General features: G+C 44.4%; 15 protein-coding genes. 7 read left to right on the top strand and 8 right to left on the bottom strand.

The window, feature by feature from the left end; genetic code table 11:
- Positions 1 to 75: 75 nt before the first annotated feature.
- On the bottom strand, positions 76 to 2,040 hold the full coding sequence (locus IQO02_RS02020) for an Hsp70 family protein (protein ID WP_016799385.1): 1,965 nt from the start codon (positions 2,038 to 2,040) through the stop codon (positions 76 to 78).
- The gene (locus IQO02_RS02015) at positions 2,040 to 2,672 is read right to left on the bottom strand and encodes a DUF2760 domain-containing protein (protein WP_010441373.1); all 633 of its coding nucleotides are present in this window, start codon (positions 2,670 to 2,672) and stop codon (positions 2,040 to 2,042) included. Before IQO02_RS02015 ends, IQO02_RS02020 begins: the two co-directional genes overlap by 1 nt.
- A 350-nt stretch (positions 2,673 to 3,022) precedes the next feature.
- Here IQO02_RS02015 and IQO02_RS02010 point away from each other — a divergent pair, with 350 nt between their 5' ends.
- A complete protein-coding gene (locus IQO02_RS02010; RefSeq protein WP_016793766.1) occupies positions 3,023 to 4,561 on the top strand; it encodes a sensor domain-containing diguanylate cyclase in 1,539 nt (512 codons plus the stop codon).
- An 87-nt stretch (positions 4,562 to 4,648) separates the two neighbouring features.
- The gene (locus IQO02_RS02005; protein WP_016767256.1) at positions 4,649 to 5,179 is read left to right on the top strand and encodes a 3'-5' exonuclease; all 531 of its coding nucleotides are present in this window, start codon (positions 4,649 to 4,651) and stop codon (positions 5,177 to 5,179) included.
- 119 nt (positions 5,180 to 5,298) lie between these two features.
- Here the strand turns inward: IQO02_RS02005 and IQO02_RS02000 are convergent, their stop codons facing one another.
- Both IQO02_RS02000 and IQO02_RS01995 read right to left on the bottom strand, forming a co-directional pair.
- Positions 5,299 to 6,984: an LruC domain-containing protein gene (locus IQO02_RS02000; protein ID WP_193838494.1), complete on the bottom strand. Its 1,686-nt coding sequence runs from the start codon at positions 6,982 to 6,984 to the stop codon at positions 5,299 to 5,301.
- Between the two features lie 11 nt (positions 6,985 to 6,995).
- Positions 6,996 to 7,517: a hypothetical protein gene (locus IQO02_RS01995; protein WP_016784558.1), complete on the bottom strand. Its 522-nt coding sequence runs from the start codon at positions 7,515 to 7,517 to the stop codon at positions 6,996 to 6,998.
- An 844-nt stretch (positions 7,518 to 8,361) separates the two neighbouring features.
- On the opposite strand from IQO02_RS01995, the gene IQO02_RS01990 reads away from it, so the two are divergent.
- Both IQO02_RS01990 and IQO02_RS01985 read left to right on the top strand, forming a co-directional pair.
- Positions 8,362 to 9,078, top strand: a complete 717-nt coding sequence (locus tag IQO02_RS01990; RefSeq protein ID WP_029203055.1) for a winged helix-turn-helix domain-containing protein — start codon at positions 8,362 to 8,364, stop codon at positions 9,076 to 9,078.
- A gap of 5 nt (positions 9,079 to 9,083) precedes the next feature.
- Complete coding sequence (locus IQO02_RS01985; RefSeq protein ID WP_010441360.1) at positions 9,084 to 9,521, top strand: hypothetical protein; 438 nt, start codon at positions 9,084 to 9,086, stop codon at positions 9,519 to 9,521.
- A 31-nt stretch (positions 9,522 to 9,552) separates the two neighbouring features.
- Here the strand turns inward: IQO02_RS01985 and IQO02_RS01980 are convergent, their stop codons facing one another.
- The 3 genes from IQO02_RS01980 to IQO02_RS01970 form a co-directional block, all read right to left on the bottom strand.
- A complete protein-coding gene (locus IQO02_RS01980) occupies positions 9,553 to 10,002 on the bottom strand; it encodes a TerB family tellurite resistance protein (protein WP_010441358.1) in 450 nt (149 codons plus the stop codon).
- 112 nt (positions 10,003 to 10,114) lie between these two features.
- On the bottom strand, positions 10,115 to 12,103 hold the full coding sequence (locus IQO02_RS01975; protein ID WP_102282782.1) for an alkaline phosphatase D family protein: 1,989 nt from the start codon (positions 12,101 to 12,103) through the stop codon (positions 10,115 to 10,117).
- Between the two features lie 22 nt (positions 12,104 to 12,125).
- Positions 12,126 to 12,644: a hypothetical protein gene (locus IQO02_RS01970; protein WP_016767263.1), complete on the bottom strand. Its 519-nt coding sequence runs from the start codon at positions 12,642 to 12,644 to the stop codon at positions 12,126 to 12,128.
- Positions 12,645 to 12,779: 135 nt separating this feature from the next.
- On the opposite strand from IQO02_RS01970, the gene IQO02_RS01965 reads away from it, so the two are divergent.
- The 3 genes from IQO02_RS01965 (at position 12,780) to IQO02_RS01955 (ending at position 18,999) form a co-directional block, all read left to right on the top strand.
- A complete protein-coding gene (locus tag IQO02_RS01965; RefSeq protein WP_010441351.1) occupies positions 12,780 to 14,096 on the top strand; it encodes a MipA/OmpV family protein in 1,317 nt (438 codons plus the stop codon).
- Positions 14,097 to 14,317: 221 nt separating this feature from the next.
- Positions 14,318 to 18,361 carry an ATP-dependent RNA helicase HrpA gene (hrpA, locus tag IQO02_RS01960; protein WP_016788761.1) on the top strand — a complete coding sequence of 1,348 codons (4,044 nt, stop codon included), beginning with the start codon at positions 14,318 to 14,320 and terminating at the stop codon, positions 18,359 to 18,361.
- Between the two features lie 143 nt (positions 18,362 to 18,504).
- A complete protein-coding gene (locus IQO02_RS01955) occupies positions 18,505 to 18,999 on the top strand; it encodes an outer membrane beta-barrel protein (protein ID WP_010441347.1) in 495 nt (164 codons plus the stop codon).
- 155 nt (positions 19,000 to 19,154) lie between these two features.
- On the opposite strand, the gene IQO02_RS01950 is transcribed toward IQO02_RS01955, so the two are convergent.
- Positions 19,155 to 19,716, bottom strand: a 562-nt coding sequence (locus IQO02_RS01950; protein WP_228005988.1) for a hypothetical protein, incomplete at its 5' end; no start/stop codon positions are given.

Here is a 19,716-nt window from a genome sequence, read left to right as displayed (position 1 = left end):
CCCTAGTTTGTTCGTACTTGCGGTAGGGAATCGCATTGATAAAGTAACGGCACCCGTTAAGGTGCCGTTGATTCGTTATGCTTGGTCGTTTGAGTCGTTATTCGCGTCTTCACGAACATCAAACTCAACGTGCCATTTCTGACCGTTATCAGCAGCAATTGCTTCTAGGTAAAGCGTGCCGAGTTCAGTAACACGAGAGGCTAGGGTTACCGGAACCACTTCACCCTCACGGCGACCTTCAGATACTGGCAGTGTCACTTGAATCTCTGGAAGTTCATCAAGGTCTTCTGGTGCCCAATGATCAAGGTGCGTACCCGCTACGTCTTCACGACGAGTGGTTGAACCGAAGAATTGGAAGTGAACTGGCTGGCCAATCACCAAACCAAACTCTTGGCTAGGCACTTGAACGCTTGAACCTTCTTCCATACCAAATGGCGCAACACACAGTGCTTCCATTGGCGGAGCCATACCTGGGATAGCTGGCATCGCGCTTTCAATTCCTACGTAGTAAGAAGAAGCGATACCACCACGGATACGAACGCCTTGGCCGCGACGCACTGCTCCGTAGTAAGAAGCGCCACTTGCAACCGCTAGGTCTAGATCCAAACCTGAAAGCTGTTTAGCAAATTCTGCATCAGCATTGATCAACCATTCGTTGATCGTATCTGAAAGACGATCAGCAAGTAGGTTAGATTTTAGAACACCACCATTGAACAGTACCGCTGTTGGTTTGATGAAATCTGCCGCTGGCGCTTCAGCACCTGGCATACCGGGCATGTTTGCAAACGGGTTGAAATCTTGCTGAGCCGTTTCGCTGTTTCCAGAAAGCGCATTGGCTTGCTTAGAAAGAAATGCAGCTATATGACGAGTGATACCCGCATCTTGAGCGTAAGGCAGACCCATTTGAGTCAGTGCGCCACGCGTCTTTTGAACTGGGTGCTCATTCACGGCTACTTTCGGGAAGAAGCCATCAACCAATGTTTGTTGTACTTCTTGCTGAGTCAATTCTGTTTTTAGTGTTGCGCCAAGTAGTTTAGAGCCACGGCTAGGTACAACGATAGGCACAGATTGCAGTTCAGCATCGTTAAGCAGTGCTTCTTTTGCATCACGACATGCGTGAGTCATTGCTTGAACCTGCCAAGGAGCCAACTCTTTGCCTTCTTGAGCCAGTTTCATTTTCAGACGGTAAGCCAGTGCTAGGTCCATGTTGTCGCCGCCAAGTAGGATATGTTCACCTACTGCGATACGGTTCAGGCTTAGGTTGCCGTCATCTTGTGTTACTTCAACTAGCGAAAGGTCGGTTGTACCACCACCGATATCGACAACAAGAACGATGTCACCAACGTTCACTTCATCACGCCATGTGTCGTTGCTGTTATCAATCCAGCTGTAAAGAGCCGCTTGTGGCTCTTCAAGAAGCGTTAGGTGAGTGAAACCCACATTACGTGCAGCTTCTGCTGTTAGGTCACGAGCCGCAGGATCAAACGAAGCAGGAACCGTGATCGTTACATCTTGGTCTGCCAGTTTGTGTTCTGGGTTAGCGTGGTTCCAAGCGTCTTTAAGGTGCTCAAGGTACAATTCAGTGGTCTTAAGCGGAGATACTTTTTCAACTTCTTCAGGGCTGCCTGCAGGAAGGAACGCATCACGACGGTTCACACCACCGTGGCATAGCCAAGATTTTGCGCTTGCGACCAAACGGATAGGGGTTTTAGAACCTAGGTTACGAGCAATAGCACCAACCAGTGCTTTAGGCTCAGAAGACCAAGGTAGAACGCGAGAGCCCGCATTCATTTCATGTTCGTGCGGTTGGTATAGGAATGAGCCTAGTTGGCTGCGAGTTTCTACTGTACCAGGAGCCGTGAGTTGAGGGATTGGCATCACCTCAACGCGAGCGTCTTCATTCGTTGTGTCGATGAACGACAAAACGCAGTGTGTAGTACCTAAATCGATACCAACACTGAACTTAGGCGCCTGATGTTGCTCTTGAGAAGATGGCTCTTGTGAATGCTCTTGCGATGAAGAATGGTTTTGGTGTTCCATTATAGCTCCACCTCTGCCGGTGCAATGACAGATGCATCGTAATTTTCAGCAAGCTTAGGCAGGTTCATGTCAGTGGCTTTCCAACCTTTGTGAACCAATGTGCCATTGAATGGTGCGTTGCCTGTTACGTTGCCTGTTAGGCGAATTTCTTGTGGGTTGAAGCCTTCTACTACCGTGATACGCGTTTCTTCATCTTCCGTACGGATGTGAGAGAGGGTTACGTAATCAGCAAGTACTTTTTGACCGCCAGTGTGGATTACACGTGCAGCTGCGCCAACTTCTTCGTCAGAAAACGAAGTGAGATCTTCTTTTAGGAAGTCAATTAAACGTGCTTCTTGCTGCATGATAGACAATAGCTGCATTGCTGAATCGGTCGGTGCTGTTGCTAGTTTTGATTCAACTTCAACGACTCTTTCAATCACTTTTTCAACTTCAACAACTTTCTCTACTTCGACAATTTTTTCTACTGGTTTTTCAACTTCAACGATCTTTTCTACTGGTTTTTCTACGACTTTCTCAACCACTTTGGATTTACGAGAAACGGCAATAAGCAGCAGTAAAACGCTTGATGCAGTGAGGCCTGCGTGAAGCATATCAAACGTTTGTGGAATTAGGTTCAAATCAACGATCATAGTGATTTTCTCTTTAAATTGATTTAACGGTATATTCATTGGTTAAGTTGAACATACGGGTTGGAAAGAAAACTCTGTCGCACTCAGGCAAAACGGTATCTTTCAAGCTATAAATATGGATGGATACTAGCATATTCAAGGCTTAAGGGCTGTATTTAATGTTTTTATTCAAGTGGGTTTTTAGTGTGTTAGCGTGAAAATTAGTCGAGATTTGTTTGAATAATAGCCTTTGATGTAAGGGGAAGGTAAACATTGCCCATTTTGTGTCAGATTTAGGACTAAACATGAATGGAGCAGGGTTCCTTAACGTTATATACTTATGACTTTATATAATCCGACATGAGATATGTATGCCGCATACAATCGACCCGTTGACAGGGTTGAAGAGAAGAACCTTGCCAGTAGTTGCTTTTTTGGTCACCTTTCTGATTACGGTGTTATGCGTTGTGTTGGTGGCTCTCAATCAAAATCGTGCCTTGAACATGAATTTGGAGAGCTTTGCTAAACACCAAACTCTAAGCCTAAAAGCGTTTATCGATAACGATGTTGCTTACATTGGTTCTGGTGCTAATTTTTTCTACGCAAATGATCCTGAAAACTGGGATAAGTTTGATCGTTTTGCACAACAAACGATTAATGTTTCAAAAAGTCTAATTGGTTTGCAATGGATGCAAAAAGTGACAGCCGATGAGATTGAAGAACACACTGCTCAGATGGAAGAAAAGTACCCATCATATAAGTTATTCACTATTCCAAAACATGAATCAAAAGCTTTTGGTTACATCTTAGATGGTGAGCCAGCCTTTGTTGCGACTGATATCTACCCAAATACCGAACCTAATAACAGAGTTCTTGGTTTCTACTCTTCTCGTGAACGATTTAAGCGTGTTTTAGACAATATTAAACAGACACGCCAAGCGAATATTTCAGACAAAGTTCGTTTAATACAAGATGGTTTAGACCCAAAAACACCGAAAAGTGGCATGTTGGTGTATCACCCTGTATTTGAGGGTGAAAGTGACAATTTGCTCGGTGTTGTGATTGGTGTGGTTCGTACGACTTATTATTTTGAGAACTTACTGGCATCCACTGCGGGTGATATGAATGTATATGTGCGAGTGACCGATACCGGTTTTGAAGCAGAAGATTCTCCCATTTTGTTTGAAACTGAAGGTTTTGAAGGCGTAACTGGGCACCTTATTACCAAAACCATTAGCCTAACCAACCGTGATTGGAAAATTGATTACAAGATAGGTTCATGCATCTCATTTTCCGGCTACTTGGTACTCGCCGGCATTGCTTTAGTTGGGACCACTATCTCTTTACTGCTGGCCTACATAGTTAATCTACAAATTCGTGAGAAACAACGTTTGTACCAAATGCTATATGAGAGGACGGAAGAGCTGCGCTTTTTAGCCAATCATGACAGCTTAACCGAGGTCTACAACCGACGAGCGTTTAATAAGAAATTAGACAAAGCGATCGACAGCGATAAACCATTTAGCCTTATTGGTTTTGATATCGATAAGTTCAAAAACATCAACGATCAATTTGGTCATCCAGCGGGTGATGCATTGCTGATTCACGTCGTCAAACTGATCTCTGTTAATTTGAAAGATGGTGATGACCTGTTCCGTTTAGGAGGTGATGAATTTTGCATCATTTCGAGTATCTCAGATCACGAAGCGTTGGAGCGTTATTTAGAATGTATACTAAATACTGTTAGCCGCTCTCATTGTGAGCACAAAGGTCGCCAATTGAGTTGTACGCTTAGTATTGGCGCTTCTATTCGTAGCAATGAAAATACCGAAGAAATTCAGCAGCGAACCGACAGCATCTTGTATCAAAGTAAACTAAACGGTCGAAATCGAGTCACAATTGCAGGCTAAATGAGCACTTGATGTAACAAGGGTCGAGTTCCTGACTGTGCTCATGTACAATTTCACGAAATTTTTGACGAGAGAATTAGGCGACGTATGAATCACAATCGAGTGGTGTGTTTCGATTTGGAAATGTGCTGTTGGAGCGAAAATGGTGTAGGAACAACAGGGGAGATCATTGAAGTGGGTCTTGCTGAGATTGATCTAGCATCTGGCACTATCGTGAAGCGAGCGCAATACTACGTTAAGCCAGAGAAAGACGAAGTCTCTCTGTTCTGCGCCGAGTTAACGGGCATTACACCTCGTAAAATCGAAAAACAGGGGCGCCCATTAGAGTCTGTTATCAAGTCGATGATTAAGAACTTCGGTGGCCCAAAGAAAATCTATGCAGCGTGGGGACGAGATGATCTGATCTTACATAAAGAGTGTAAAGAGAAAGGCATAGAACCTCCGTTTAGCGAGTTTATAAATATCGCAACACTTTATCGAATTCAGAATCGATTGAAAGAAAAACGCATTGGTCACCGCGCGGCTCAAGAAGCGAAAAATATTGAGTGGGAAGGCCGTCAGCACTCTGGGTATGTCGATGCGTATAACCTCGCGAAGTTGGCGTTAACGATGCTCTAGATAGCAGCAGTGAACACCCGAACATAGAAAAGCCATCTACTTGTAGATGGCTTTTTGGTTTAATTTTTATCGGTATTTCTAAAGATTAACTCATTTTTTAATGACCAAGCTCGAGTTACTTACCATACCTTCGACCCTGTCGGTGATGTGAACCAGTCCGTTTGAAGTGTACCGCCAGACTCTGCCCACGTGGTTAGATGTTCATATGATTCACAAGTATCAATACGTTCGTATGGGTGAGACCATTGGCCTGGGATATCTAGAGCCCATGGGTGGCCAGTCGTGTTTTGATAGTATTCACCTTCACTTGTTACTGTGTCATCATCACCAGCACCGAATATTGCGGTATCTGCTACATCTGTATTTGGATAGTTCATCAAGTGAATCTCTCTGCCTCTCGCGTTGGCTTTGTAAATGAACGGGTTAAAATCCGTATTGCTTAGCGCAGGAATTGAACCATCAATCACCAGCGAGACACTGTAATCGATTAAGCTTCGTGCATCACCCGACTCTGTGTTGTAAAAGCTATAAGTGCTTGTACTTGGCAGCATCGCCGCGACACTATCAATCACAACAAATACCAACTCGCCTGAGTGACCGGCCTCTGGTGTTAACGCTACGGTAGAGCCGTTGTATGTTTTGGTCAGTGAAGTGACATCCGTGTCTTCAAGCCCTGCTAACGAAATAGCGAAACCATTGTCTTCAGCCGCTCCACGAGCAATAGCTTGACCGTAGTAATCAAAACGAGTTATTTGGTTATTCGCGTTTGTATAAACACCTAATGCGTAGTGGCTAACAAAGTCATTTAGATCGTAGTCACCTTCATTTGGCCATAAATCTTCGTAGGCTAATGTGTACCATCCACTGGTTGGTGTTCGGCTATAAAAAGCGATTGTCGGATCGTTTGGTGCGTAGTCGTTTGCATCTGATACACCATCACCGTCACTATCCCCAATTGAAGGCCATGCAATCTCAGCGATTTCACTGATCAGCCCATTCTGGTCAATAGCGATGACCTGAACCTTCCAAAGTTCTCCAACTTCAGTTTCACTGGCCGGCAACGTAGCATTACTGTTGTCATTTTTTCCGACAAACTCATCATCCACATAGAACCCTTGACCTACATCGACAAACCAACGGTAGCTATAAGTTACAGAATCACCGTCTGGGTCTTCCGGTGTTGGACCGGTTACTGTCACAACCAAGTCGTCATTATCACCGAGTCCAGTGCTGCGACTTAGAGTTGGTGTAGAAGGAGGGTTATTAGCAATGGTGACATAAGTAACACTGATAAGGCTGTAATCCAGCGTGGTTAGCCAACCGTCGTTATTCACATCAATATCTAGGTCTACATTCACAAGACTGTCGTCAAGTGAAGCGATAGGGAGGTCAAAAACGGTTGTCGACCAGTTATTGTTGGTACCTTGTAAGAACCCGGGAGTAAGTAAAGAACCGTCAACAGCGATACTGTCGTATTCTCCGTTTTCTCCGTGGTGTGCTTCTGAATCAACATCATAAGCGTAAATAGTGAGTGTCGCTGCGGTAATCTGTGCGCCATCAGGGACCGTTAAATTATGTTGCCAAGAGTAGTCTTCGTTTGCTCGGCTGTAGATGTCGAAACCATAACCAGAAGGCGCGATGTAATGTGGTGAGGTACTACTTGCATCGATCTTTTGAGTCACTGTTATTGAGCCATCACCGTTAGTGGTTGTTGTGTTTTCTGTTGCAGCTGCAAACGTCTGTTGCGAGAAAGAACACATAGCGACTGAACCCATCACCATTAGAGATTTTTTAATATTTTTCATGGCAGCTATCCTTAGTCAGAATCCAGAACAATGTCGCAAGAAACTAGCAAATCAGTAGTGACGTTATCTAGGTCAACGGTACTTCTACACTCTTGACCACGCACCTGAGCAACGATTTCCAATCCTTCCCAGTTGGTTGGAATGCTAAAGTCACTCACTAATTCACCATCGCGGTTCGACATACCAGAGTAGAAGGCTTGAGAATCTGTTTGGTCTGAGGTCACGCTGTATAATTTGATGATGTGGGAACCGCGAATCGGAGCCGGCTCACCGTCTTTGTATGAAAAACTACTGACGACAATGACGCTCATTGTTCGCGAAGCCGTTCCACGCCACTCAAAACTGTCTGGTACAGCAATATCAACAAAAGTCGTATTGGCAGCTGTTGCGGCAGGACTCGCAGCGCTGTCAGTTGAGCCGCTTGCACCACCTCCGCCACCAGAACTGCCGGACCCGCCACCACCACCGCCGCAGGCGATGAGAGACATTGATGTGACCGATGTTAAGAGGAGTGTTTTTAATTTCATCATCATAATCTTCCGTAATTAATTGAGGCCGTGTAAAACTTAAAGAGCAATGACTGTGCCAGTTTTTATGTTGTTGATAAAAAAGGAAAAATTTGATTTTTTGATGTGGTTTGAAATTAATTGTATATCAGCATCTCAATTAGAGAATCAATCTGACGATAACGAATAAATGACGGCCTGATAATGAGATTGGATAGGGAATTAGATTCAGTTTTCACGAATGCTGAGTGAGGAAAGTTGAATCTGTAATAAGAGACATTTGACTGGTATTTCTCTTGTTCAATAGGTGGTGGGTATCGGTTTTTACATCAACACAAACAGAATGAAAAGAATGTTAATTCTTAATAAATGTCAGAAGCGCTTTAATTAATATTAAATCGCAGGTTTCGACCTTGATTGGGCAGAGCTAGATGGTAGCGTTAGTTCACCCAAAACAAATAGCACAAGAGAAGCCAAACCAAAAAGCGATGATCAGGCCTGTCTATTCCATGGCAAGTTTAGAGTTAAACCTTGGCTATGTTTAAAGATGAGTGAGTTTACGTGACTGACTCACCTTGTCGTTATTTCATTTTGTTACTCGTCGAACTTATATTTGACTGAATTATTGGTTAAACTTCGCGCCACTCTTTTCTATATATAGCTTGGCATTAGAATAACCAAGCAAACACCTTTTTGATGACCTTTTTATTTATGAACTCCTCGCTGAAATGAACGCCAATAGCCCTGAAAAAATCACCTTAGACGCTTCGGGTATCGAGCTGATTAATAACACACTCATTGATTCTGAATCAGGTAATCAGGTAATCAGGCCACCTTATCTCCCTCAGAAAGCTTGATCCTTGAACATTTAGTGAAGAACAGCCCAAAAGCCGTTGGTCGTAACTTTTTACTTGAACACGGCTGGCCGGGACGAGTGGTGACGGGCAGTTCACTGAATGTTGCGGTCAAGAACATTCGTACAGCATTAAATTCGCTTGAGTGTGATTGCAAAATTTTAACGGTTCAAAAGGAAGGGTATAGCTTCAATGGCCCGAGACAGGTTGGTAGCTATTTATCGATGCCAACGCCTACGACTGACATACATGTTGAATCGGCAATTGTTGAATCGACATTTTCAGAGAATGCCGCCACCACAGATGACTTAACATTTGTAGCAAAGCTCACGCCTTCTGGCATGAACAGACAAGGTGGAAAATCAAAGCAACAGTACCCACAATCTCATCAGTCTATAGTGAAGCACTTTATCGCTCGTCATCAATCTCGTATCGCTGGAATCGTAGTCAGCTTGTGTCTTGTCATGTTGTCTTATCAGTTTGCGTTTTTTATGGATAAGAGTCGTTATCGTGGCATGGATGTTTATCACGATAATTTGAACTTTGATCAATCGCTGTTAACTGAGTTGAACACTGTCTCAAAACTCGGTGTTGATTTACTTTACCTACATCGTATCGGAGTTGGGTGCCAGAATATTCAAGCCGTTGCGCTGATAAATGGGCGCTGGAGAGAGATGAGTCATCAGTTTAAATCTCTCTCTTGTGATGGCGATAATGACGATGAGCGAGGCTAACCGATATGAATCGTAAGTTTTGGATGCCTATCTTGCTCACGCTTTTTGTGATTATAAATGTAGGCTTAATCTCTGGGCTCGCAACTAAAAGTACCTATAAATTTTCCGCAGAGTATCCAATGGTAGGCTGGGAAAAAACCTCACTTCGATTGGAAAGTGGTCGGGTAAAAATGCAGTACATTGGTTACGACATCGATGGAAATGTTGCTCAAACCAAGCAAATGTTTGGAGTGTTCTTTCGCTGGGGGAATCACTACTACCTTTATCAATTGGACCAAGACCAAGCCCAAGATAAACAGACTTTCAATATCAAACACTTATACATCCAACAAACGCAAGGCAAGCGTAGTGTATTGGTGTCAAATCAGCGTGGCCTTTATGTGACAAAAAAAGGCACGCCGTTAGAGCTGAAAGGCATAATGTATGGTGATCGCTTACTCTAGTTGAGAGTATCAACGAGTAGAAAGCCTTTGGTTAGCTTTTACCCAAGACGTTCAGCTTGGTCTTAATAAAGTCACTGTGGTCAACGTAAAGCAGTTCTGCGGTTTTGCGGATCACTGAATCTTCAAGTGGATCAATCTCTCCATCAGCATGTGCCACTTCCCACATTGCCTTTATTAGATCTATGCGGACTGGTTGAGACAGCTCTCGCAGTTGAGAAGTAAAGTCGTAAAGAGAGACAGATTGTTCAACTTGAGGTTCAGCTTGCGCCAATAAGGCTTTGGATTCGTCTTCAGTTATGTTCAGCAGGCGTTGAAGCAAGTGAAGTTTAGCTTCTTGTTCGGATTCGTTAATCGCGTGGTCTGCACCGGCGACTTCACATAACAAGCTGGCGATAGCTAAGTTAGGAGAGGCGGTTGGCGTTTTACCTAAATCAGAGCCTTCAACTAATTGTTTAAATAACGAGGTAAGTGAGTTAAACATAAGATCATTCCAGTTATGATGAATATTATTACTATTGGGCCTACAGAGTGTGATCGCAAGCGTCTTTACTCAAAACTGACATTACGGATGAGCGAGCAATAAAGAACACTTGTTAATCAGGCTCAGGGAATCGTGTGACTTTCCCATCACCACTTAGTGTCGTTATTGCTTGCGGTTTGCCTTCGCTATCTAACTTTAATTCACCAATCGCACTTCGGTTTGAAAGTCGATAGAAAGTCTGATTATCAGGGCTACGTTTTTCAATCTTTAAGCGTTTTCGCTTGGTGAAATAGTTCAGAATTGAGCGTGGGCTATACAGCAATCGGTCCCATACATCACAGAATTTAAGCAATGAAGTAGGGAACTGGTTTTTAATACCACTGCAAGTAATCTGATAGATATTCGGGCTGTTACGGCGGTATCTAAGTTTAATGTCGTAAGCAAAGGAGTAGTGAACATCACCAGAAAGCACGACGAAGTTGGTTGGTGTTTTGGTGTGGGTAAAGATACTGATGAGTGTGTTAGCACTGCCCGGATGTGCCATCCAGTTTTCCGCATCAATCACCAATGGTTTACCGATTGTGGTCGCCATTTTTTGCAGTGTTTCAATAAACTTCACGCCAAACATCGGCGCAGCAGAAACAATCACCACCTTATCTTGATGGAGCAGCTGGTGCTGAAACTCAATTAAGGCTTCCCAGTCCATCAAACCAGAAGGTTTATTCATGCGAGATTCTGATCGCCAGCGACGCGTTCGAGTATCCAACACAATGACTTTTGGAGACGTATCTATCGTGTAATGCCACTCTTCAAAGCGACCGAGCATCTCAATGAAGGCCTGGTGTTTGTTTGGTTCTATGTTGCCAACAGAGTGTTCAGTATTGTTGCCGCCAGTTTCATTCTGCGCTTGATTTTCAGCATGCCATTGAAAACCAAAGAGCTGTTTTGCTTGCTTGATGAACTCTTTGTTAAAGCTCTCCGGTTTGTTACCCCAACCCTGACACATCCAGTAGGCGGCAAGGCCGTTACCAATCACTTGAGTAGCAAACTGATTTTGATCGACAGCATGTTCCCAACCCACAGTCAGGTTCCAATCATCGGTGACATCGTGATCGTCGAAGATCATGTACGTTGGAATATGAGCGAACAGACGCTGCACTTTCGGTAGACCTGCTATGAAGTCATCAATGATAATGCTCTCGTCACGCCATTGTTGTTGCTCTGCCGGTGATAATTGACGTCCAGCTTCTGTGAAATCATTTTCGATCAATTGCTCTCGGTTGATGCATTGCCACAATGTCGGAGACCAAACCAGCAAATACATCGCGATGAATTCTGACAAGGTGACCAAGTGATTCTTACAATCGGTCGAGCTGAAAATAGGGATTCCGCGCTTAGGAAATAGCTTATCAAGCAACGAAGCAGAGGTGTTGTGGTGTGGCAGTAAATGATGACGTCGATACAGCTGATATTCACTCTTAAACAAGGCTTCACTACTGTCGATTGTGCTTACCTGTGAATCCGTCGGCAAGCTCTCGCCCACAAGACCAAGCAGTTGAATCACTTGTTGAATAGCATCAAGCGTTGGACCTGCTACATGATCGGCGTAGATCTGGTCGCCGCTCATCATTAGCATATCTGGCCGTTCAAGTACCGTTTGCTTTCCGACCTTGTTATCTGCGGCAACTAGGCTGTCTTTGCTTGGGTGATGAGGATTACGACAAGAGCCATGCAGGATATAATCAGCAGTCGTTGAGATCTTAAATTCAACGCGAGACTTGTCGCTATAAACAAGGTGAGGAGCCCATGTGGCCAGTGACCCTAGTTCGGTGTGAATGTCATATTCAAGGGGCGTATTGGTAGGGAACTCACCCTTTAATTGAATCAGGGTTACCCAAGCATGTGTCCCCACTTGAATTGACCCTTGTTCATCAAGTGGCGACGAATAAAAAGGCGAATCTTGCTCTGCGTTGAATAGTTCAGTTGAGCCTGTAGGTTGTGAACTCGTCACCATCCACAGTACCACCTCGTTGGCGGTGGTTTTTCTTAAAATTGGGCCTGCAAGTAAGAAGGGAAGAGATGATGTCGTCAAACGTTTCAATGCGGTTCCTAAATCGGTAGCGTTAGTCTTTGAGTTGTCTCGTTTCAAGATCAGAGGTTTCGAACTCTGGTGTGTCAGGCTCGTTAATTTCGAGAGCAGAGATGTCCTGCTCTATCGCTTCAGATTGATTTGCTTCGAGTTCCGTTGTTTCAGCTTCTGTCGTTGCCTGATCTGGGATTTCAGACTCCGTTGCCTCAAGCTCTGTCATTTCAAGTATTTCGATAACTTCTGAACTAGAAAGTTCATGGCCCATTAGAAATATTGCCAATAGGGCATCGGCTTTTGTTTTGGTATCGGACGGATCGTCCAGTACTTGTTCGAGTTTTTCTCGAATCATAGCGATTTCGTGTTCGACGAAACCACGGCCTTCATCGTCCCCTTGGTTTTCTTCAGGGGCATTATCAAACTCAAGAAACAGCATGTCGCTATCGAGTCTGGTGTTAACCAAACGCTCAGGCAACCACTCTTCGCCCATGACAATATCTGGATCGGAATCTTGGGGTAAGTGGTCTATAATGTTTTGTAATTCTGAGACTTTCACAATACTTTCATTTAACCGAGAATATTCTTCATTGTAACGGTCAAAGTCGATCAAACCTAAAACTAGTTGGCTGGCATGGCCAATAAATGTCTATTCAGTAACACAAAAATTATTACAAAGAGTAATTACACAAGAATGAAGCACAAATTTTCACCGAAGCTCATTTCGTATGGAGCGGTTTTATTAAGTAACGCTTTTCTAGGTAATAGCGTAGCCTGGGCTGCCGAAGAGCAAGAATGGGGCATTGCTGCAATGTTCCGCAGTGCGAGTATTCCCTACGATACATCAGGTGGGGATCAAACCGTCGGTTCTTTTGTTCCGATGCTATTTTTTAAGAATGACTATGTATTTATCGACGGTACTGAAATGGGGGCTTACCTCTACCAGACTGACGACGAAAAATGGTCTCTTAATGCGATATCGCGTATGCGTTTTATTGATATCCCTGCTTCAGAACAAAATGCCATTGAGGGTGATACTGCCGATTTTGGTGCGCAAGTCAGTTATCAGTGGGATGAGCAGTGGAAGCTTGAAACCGAGCTAATGAGCGACAGTGAATACAATTTTCACGGAAATCTACGCGCCAAAGCAAAGTATGAAACGGGCGATTGGGAGTTTACTCCGAGTGCGACACTTCGTTATAAAAGTGCCGATTTCAATAGTGCTTACTATTCAGCCGAAGGCGAGTCGATTGGCGCAGGTATCGATCTTAATGTGGGTGTTGAAGCACGTTACCACGTGGTTTCCAACTTATACCTACTTGGTTCAACTAGTGTCACTCGATTAGACGACAACGCTTATGATTCATCAGTAGTTGAAGATCGTTATCAAGGTGAACTTTATCTTGGTTTTGGCTTCTTCAATGACAAAGAGAAAGCGCCGAAACCGAAATTGAGTAACGCGCCGTATTTACGTGTCGCGCACGGTTGGGCAACGCCATCGAATATTGGCGAGATTATGAAGTTCAATACTGAGAAAGACGAATACAATAACCAACTGACCTCGTTTTTCTACGGCCACCCGCTAACAGACGAAATCTTTGGTCTCCCGCTGGATATCTACCTAACACCGGGTATCGCGCATCACTGGAATTCAGATGTTCAATCGAGTAGCACCGAGTACATTATTGCGATCAAAGCGTATTACACCTTTGATTGGCCGACACAGTGGCGATTTGGTGTGGCTGAAGGTATGTCGTACATCGACTCGATCACCTACATCGAAGGCTCTGAGATGGATCGTAAAGGTTACACCGCAAGCCACTTGTTGAATTACCTAGACTTCTCATTTGATGTCAATGTGGGTGATTTGATCGGCAAGAACGACTTAAACAATTTATGGTTCGGTTATTCGTTGCATCATCGTTCTGCGATCTTTGAAAACGCCTCTCAGTTTGGACGTATCAAAGGCGGTAGTAACTACAACACGGTTTACTTCCAATACGAATTTTAAGCGCGGTTTCAGCCGTGTTTTAACGATGGTTTATGTTGTCATTTTTAACCATCGTTTGGATAAATATGATGTGTATCCGAGTTAGCTTTCATAGCCTTCGTTAGTGTTGGCTTGAACAATCAGCCTGATAGCAAAAGGTTTTCCCTTTTATGTCAGGCTTTTTTGTTGAAGAGTTGTGGTACAATCGCGCGAGTTTAATAAGTACAAGAATAGGACACGCTTTGACTTCGTCTCCGGAAAAAGCAGACAACAACAAGAATGCAGTGCAATCTCAAGCGACAAACAAAAAGTCGACATCGACTCAACCTGCATCGAACTCGTCTGCCAAACAATCAGTAAAACCTGCTAAAACTTCTCAGAATAGCCCAGCTTCTCTTCGTAAAGCGCTCAACGAATGTATGATGCGCGATCGCTTCCGTTTGAGTAAGCGAATTGCTGGTGCAAGCAGAATCAAAAATGAACAATCTAAAAATGCTGTCTTTGATGAGATTGCATTGGACATTGCCAAGTCGATGATGACGGCAACCCAGCGTGCTGCGCAAAAGCCAACGATTGAATACCCAGAAATTCTACCCGTCAGCCAGAAGCGCGAAGACATCGCGAAAGCCATCGCTGAAAACCAAGTGGTTATCGTGGCGGGTGAAACAGGTTCAGGTAAAACCACGCAGTTACCAAAAATCTGTTCTGAGCTTGGTCGTGGCCGCTTTGGTTTAATTGGTCACACTCAGCCTCGTCGTCTTGCGGCCCGTTCGGTTGCGAACCGTATTGCCGAAGAGATGGAAACGCAACTGGGTGAGTTTGTTGGTTATAAGGTTCGTTTTAACGACCAAATCTCTGAAAACACACAAATCAAATTGATGACCGACGGTATTCTACTGGCGGAAATCCAACACGACCGTTTCTTAAATCAGTACGACACCATCATCATCGATGAAGCGCACGAACGTAGCCTTAACATAGATTTCATCATGGGTTACCTGAAAGAGTTGCTGCCAAAGCGTCCAGATCTGAAAGTGATCATCACATCGGCAACCATCGATCCAGAGCGTTTCTCTAAACACTTCAATAATGCGCCTATCATCGAGGTATCAGGTCGTACTTATCCTGTAGATACGCGTTACCGCCCGTTAGGTGGTGATGAAAGTGATTCCGATCGCGACCAAATTGAAGGCATCTTTGAAGCTGTTGATGAACTGTGTGATGAAGGGCAAGGCGATATCTTGATCTTCATGAACGGTGAGCGAGAGATTCGAGATACCGCAGATGCATTAAGTAAACGTAACCTGCGTGATACTGAAATAGTTCCGCTTTACGCACGTCTATCGGCGGGCGAGCAGAACCGTATCTTTCAGTCTCATACTGGCCGACGTATCGTTCTGGCAACCAACGTGGCAGAAACTTCGTTAACCGTTCCTGGTATTAAGTATGTCATCGACCCGGGTACAGCACGTATTAGCCGTTACAGTTACCGCACCAAAGTACAACGCCTACCGATTGAGCCAGTGTCTCAAGCAAGCGCAAACCAGCGTAAAGGTCGTTGTGGACGTGTTGCTGAAGGTATCTGTATTCGTCTTTACTCTGAGGAAGATTTCGAATCACGCCCAGAGTTTACCGACCCAGAGATTCTCCGCACTAACTTAGCCTCCGTTATCCTTCAGATGACAGCTCTTGGCCTAGGCGACATTCAAGCGTTCCCATTTGTTGAAGCGCCAGATAAGCGCAACATTCAAGATGGTGTAAGGCTACTTGAAGAGCTAGGTGCGATAGCGACAGCCGAACCCGCTGCGAACAAAAATAAGAATCAAGGCGACGACAAGAAGAAGCTAACCGCTATTGGTCGTAAATTGGCTAAGTTGCCGATTGATCCGCGTTTGGCTCGTATGGTAATTGAAGCGCCACGCAACCGGTGCTTGCACGAAGTCATGGTGATTGCGTCTGCGTTGTCGATTCAAGATCCGCGTGAGCGTCCATCGGATAAGCAGCAATCGTCTGACGATAAACACAAGCGCTTCTTCGATAAAGAGTCGGACTTCATCACGTTTGTGAACCTGTGGGATTACATCAAGCAGCAGCAAAAAGCGCTGTCGAGTAATCAGTTCCGCAAACAGTGTAAGCAAGATTACCTGAACTATTTACGTATTCGTGAATGGCAAGATGTGTACTTCCAAATTCACCAAGCAATGCGTGAATTGGATACCAAGCTGAATACTGAGCCGGGTAGCTACGATGGTATTCATATGTCTCTGCTGTCAGGTCTGCTTTCGCACATCGGTATGAAAGACCAAGAGAAGAATGAATATCAAGGTGCTCGTAACGCACGCTTCCATATCTTCCCTGCGTCTGGCTTATTCAAGAAGCAGCCTAAGTGGATCATGTCTGCTGAGCTGGTGGAAACCTCAAAACTATGGGGTCGTGTTATCGCGAAGATTCAACCGGAATGGATTGAACCGCTAGCGAAACACCTGATCAAACGTAGTTACAGCGAACCACATTGGTCGAAGAAGCAAGCGGCAGTAATGGCACACGAAAAAGTGATGCTTTACGGAATCCCAATCATTCCAAAACGCTTAGTTAACTACGGTGCGATTGATGCCACTGTCAGCCGTGAATTGTTTGTACGCAGTGCATTGGTTGAAGGTGAGTGGGAAACCAAACATACGTTCTTCAAACAGAACCGCAAGCTCCTGCAAGAAGTGGAAGAGCTTGAGCATAAATCGCGTCGTCGCGACATCTTGATCGATGATGATGAACTGTTCGACTTCTATGATCAACGTGTTGGCGAAGAGGCAGTGTCAGGCCGTCATTTTGATACGTGGTGGAAGAAGACCAGTCAGAAAACACCTGAGCTGCTTAACTTTGAAAAGTCGATGCTGTTCCGAGGCGATGCTAGCCACGTTACTGATTTGGATTATCCGAACTTCTGGCACCAAAACGGTATTAAGTTGAAACTGAGCTACCAATTTGAGCCAGGTGACGACAATGATGGTGTAACGGTACACATTCCGCTGCCTATCTTGAACCAAATTGACCAAAACGGTTTTGATTGGCAGATCCCAGGCCTGCGTCAGGAACTGGTGATTAGCCTAATTAAGTCACTACCAAAAACGCTACGCCGTAACTTTGTGCCTGCGCCAAACTATGCCGATGCTTTCTTGGCACGTGTAACCCCATTAGAAGCACCGTTGTTGGATTCTCTTGAGAAAGAGCTACGCCGCATGACAGGTGTTGAAGTGGTACGTGACGACTGGAAGTTAGACCAGATCCCTGAGCACTTAAAGGTAACATTCCGCGCTGTAGATCATCGCAAGCGTAAGCTGAAAGAACAGAAAGACCTGCATGAGCTAAAAGAAAGTCTGAAAGACAAGGTTCAAGAAACGCTTTCTAAGGTTGCTGACGACGATATTGAACAACAGAACCTGCATACCTGGAGCTTTGGTGAGTTACCAAAAGTGTATCAGCAGAAACGCGGCGGCTACGATGTTAAAGCCTTCCCAGCGCTGGTGGATTCTAAAGACAGCGTAGAGATCAAACTGTTCGAAACCGAACAAGAGCAGATCTCGGCAATGAAATCGGGTCAGCGTCGTTTAATCCTGTTGAACGTGCCATCGCCGATCAAATACCTGCACTCTAACTTGCCGAACAAATCTAAGTTAGGCTTATACTTCAACCCATACGGACAAGTACTCGATCTTATCGATGACTGTATCGCTTGTGGTATTGATAAGCTAATTGAAGAGAAGGGCGGTTTGGTTTGGGAACCAGAGCAGTTTGAAGCACTGAAAGAACACGTACGTGCAGAGTTAGGCGATACGGTTGTTGAGATTGCTCAACAGGTAGAAACTATTCTAACTACGGCGTTCAGTATCAGTAAGAAGCTGAAGGGCCGCGTAGATCTTTCGATGGCATTTGCACTTTCAGACATCAAAGCTCAGGTAGAAGGTTTGATTTTTAAGGGGTTTGCCACAGAATGCGGGTGGAAACGCTTGCCGGATATTCTACGCTATATGAAAGCTATTGAGCGTCGAATGGAAAAACTGCCGATTGACCCTAACAAAGATCGCCTACATATGATCAAAGTTGAGTCGGTAATGAATGATTACAAAGAACTGCTGAATAAAATTCCAAAAGGGATCGCGGTTCCAGAAAACGTAAAAGAGGTGCGTTGGATGATTGAAGAGCTTCGTGTAAGCTTCTTCGCACAGCAGCTCGGTACGCCTTACCCAGTATCAGATAAGCGTGTTAAAAACGCGATTGATGCTTGCTAAAGGAATAAAGCTAGACGCAATAGCAAGGTTTGGGTATAAATCTTGCTTATTACATTACTAATTGAATAGTTATTACATACAGGGCGACTTGGTGGCAATTTATTACCACTCAAGGCCTGCCACTAGGACGAAAAAGGTCGAATATGAAAAAAACGTTATTGGCATTAGCACTACTAGGTGCATCTTCAACAGCAATGGCTGATTCTTGGTTGTACGGTGGTGTAATGGGTGGTCAAAACTCATTAGGCAATAAAGAAGAGACAGCGATGGGTATCCACGTAGGTACTGGTATTCTTCCATTAATCGGCGTTGAAGCGGGTTACTGGGATCTTGGTTCTTTCGGCAGCGTTAATTACGGCAACCGCGATCTTAAGAATTTAGACGCAAGCACTGCTTACTTAGCGATTAAACCAAGCATCGATTTTGGTCCTCTTCACGTATACGCGAAGGGTGGTCTTCACTCTTACGAGCTTAAAGCTGATGGCTTCAAGCAAGACGATGTTGATATCATGTACGGTGTAGGCGCTGAATACTTCATCTTTGGTCCACTATCTGTAGGCGCTAGCTACCAAAACTTCAAAATGAAAGATGACGACTCTGGCGTATTCACGCTAAACGCAACTATCCACCTACTGTAATTACTTGCAGTCAGTGACGGACGTACCGTTGGTCACGGATATTTGTAGAGTTCGTAAGAATTCGTAAAAAATGCCAGCTTGATAGCTGGCATTTTTGTATCTGTTAACCGTGTAATCGCTACTCTGTTTTCTTATAACAGATAGCAAGCGGATGGTTATTTTTTATTGTTCAGAATACGCTGAATTCTTGGGTTTATCGCTTTACCGTGTTTACTTTCGTACTCTTCACGTTTTAAATCGTTCAGGTTCTTTACAGAGTTAGCGGCAAGAAGGAATTCTGGTAACTCAGTTTCAAGCATGCCTTTCTCATCTAAACGTTTCGCTTCCAAGTAATACTTCTTGAACAGGCCATCGAGTTTGTTTTCAGCCGTACGCTTTAAATCGTACAGTTTATTCTGGATTAACCATTGCTCAATCTTATTATCTGCAGAGCGTGACAACACTCGAATACGGCTATCCAACAACTCTTCTTCAGTCAAAGAATCTTTCAGGATCCAAAGCTCACCCATTTGCGGCGGCCAACTGTTGCCAAGTTGAATACGTTCATGACAGTGCATTAGCACGCGGTTAAGGCCGTCTGAATCGACTGAGTTAGCAAATTCAATAAACTTACCGCTCGGCTCGCTCCCGTATTGGTATTCCCATTGTGTTTCGTACACGCTTAAGAAAGAACCAAACACATGGATACACCAATCAGTCAGCTCTAACTCTGCCGGA

The sequence above is a fragment of the Vibrio sp. OPT24 genome (assembly GCF_015163545.1).
GTDB classification, from domain to species: Bacteria; Pseudomonadota; Gammaproteobacteria; order Enterobacterales; family Vibrionaceae; genus Vibrio; species Vibrio cyclitrophicus.
Note: the sequence above shows the minus strand (reverse complement) of the source record. Positions and strands in the feature narration are given on the sequence as shown.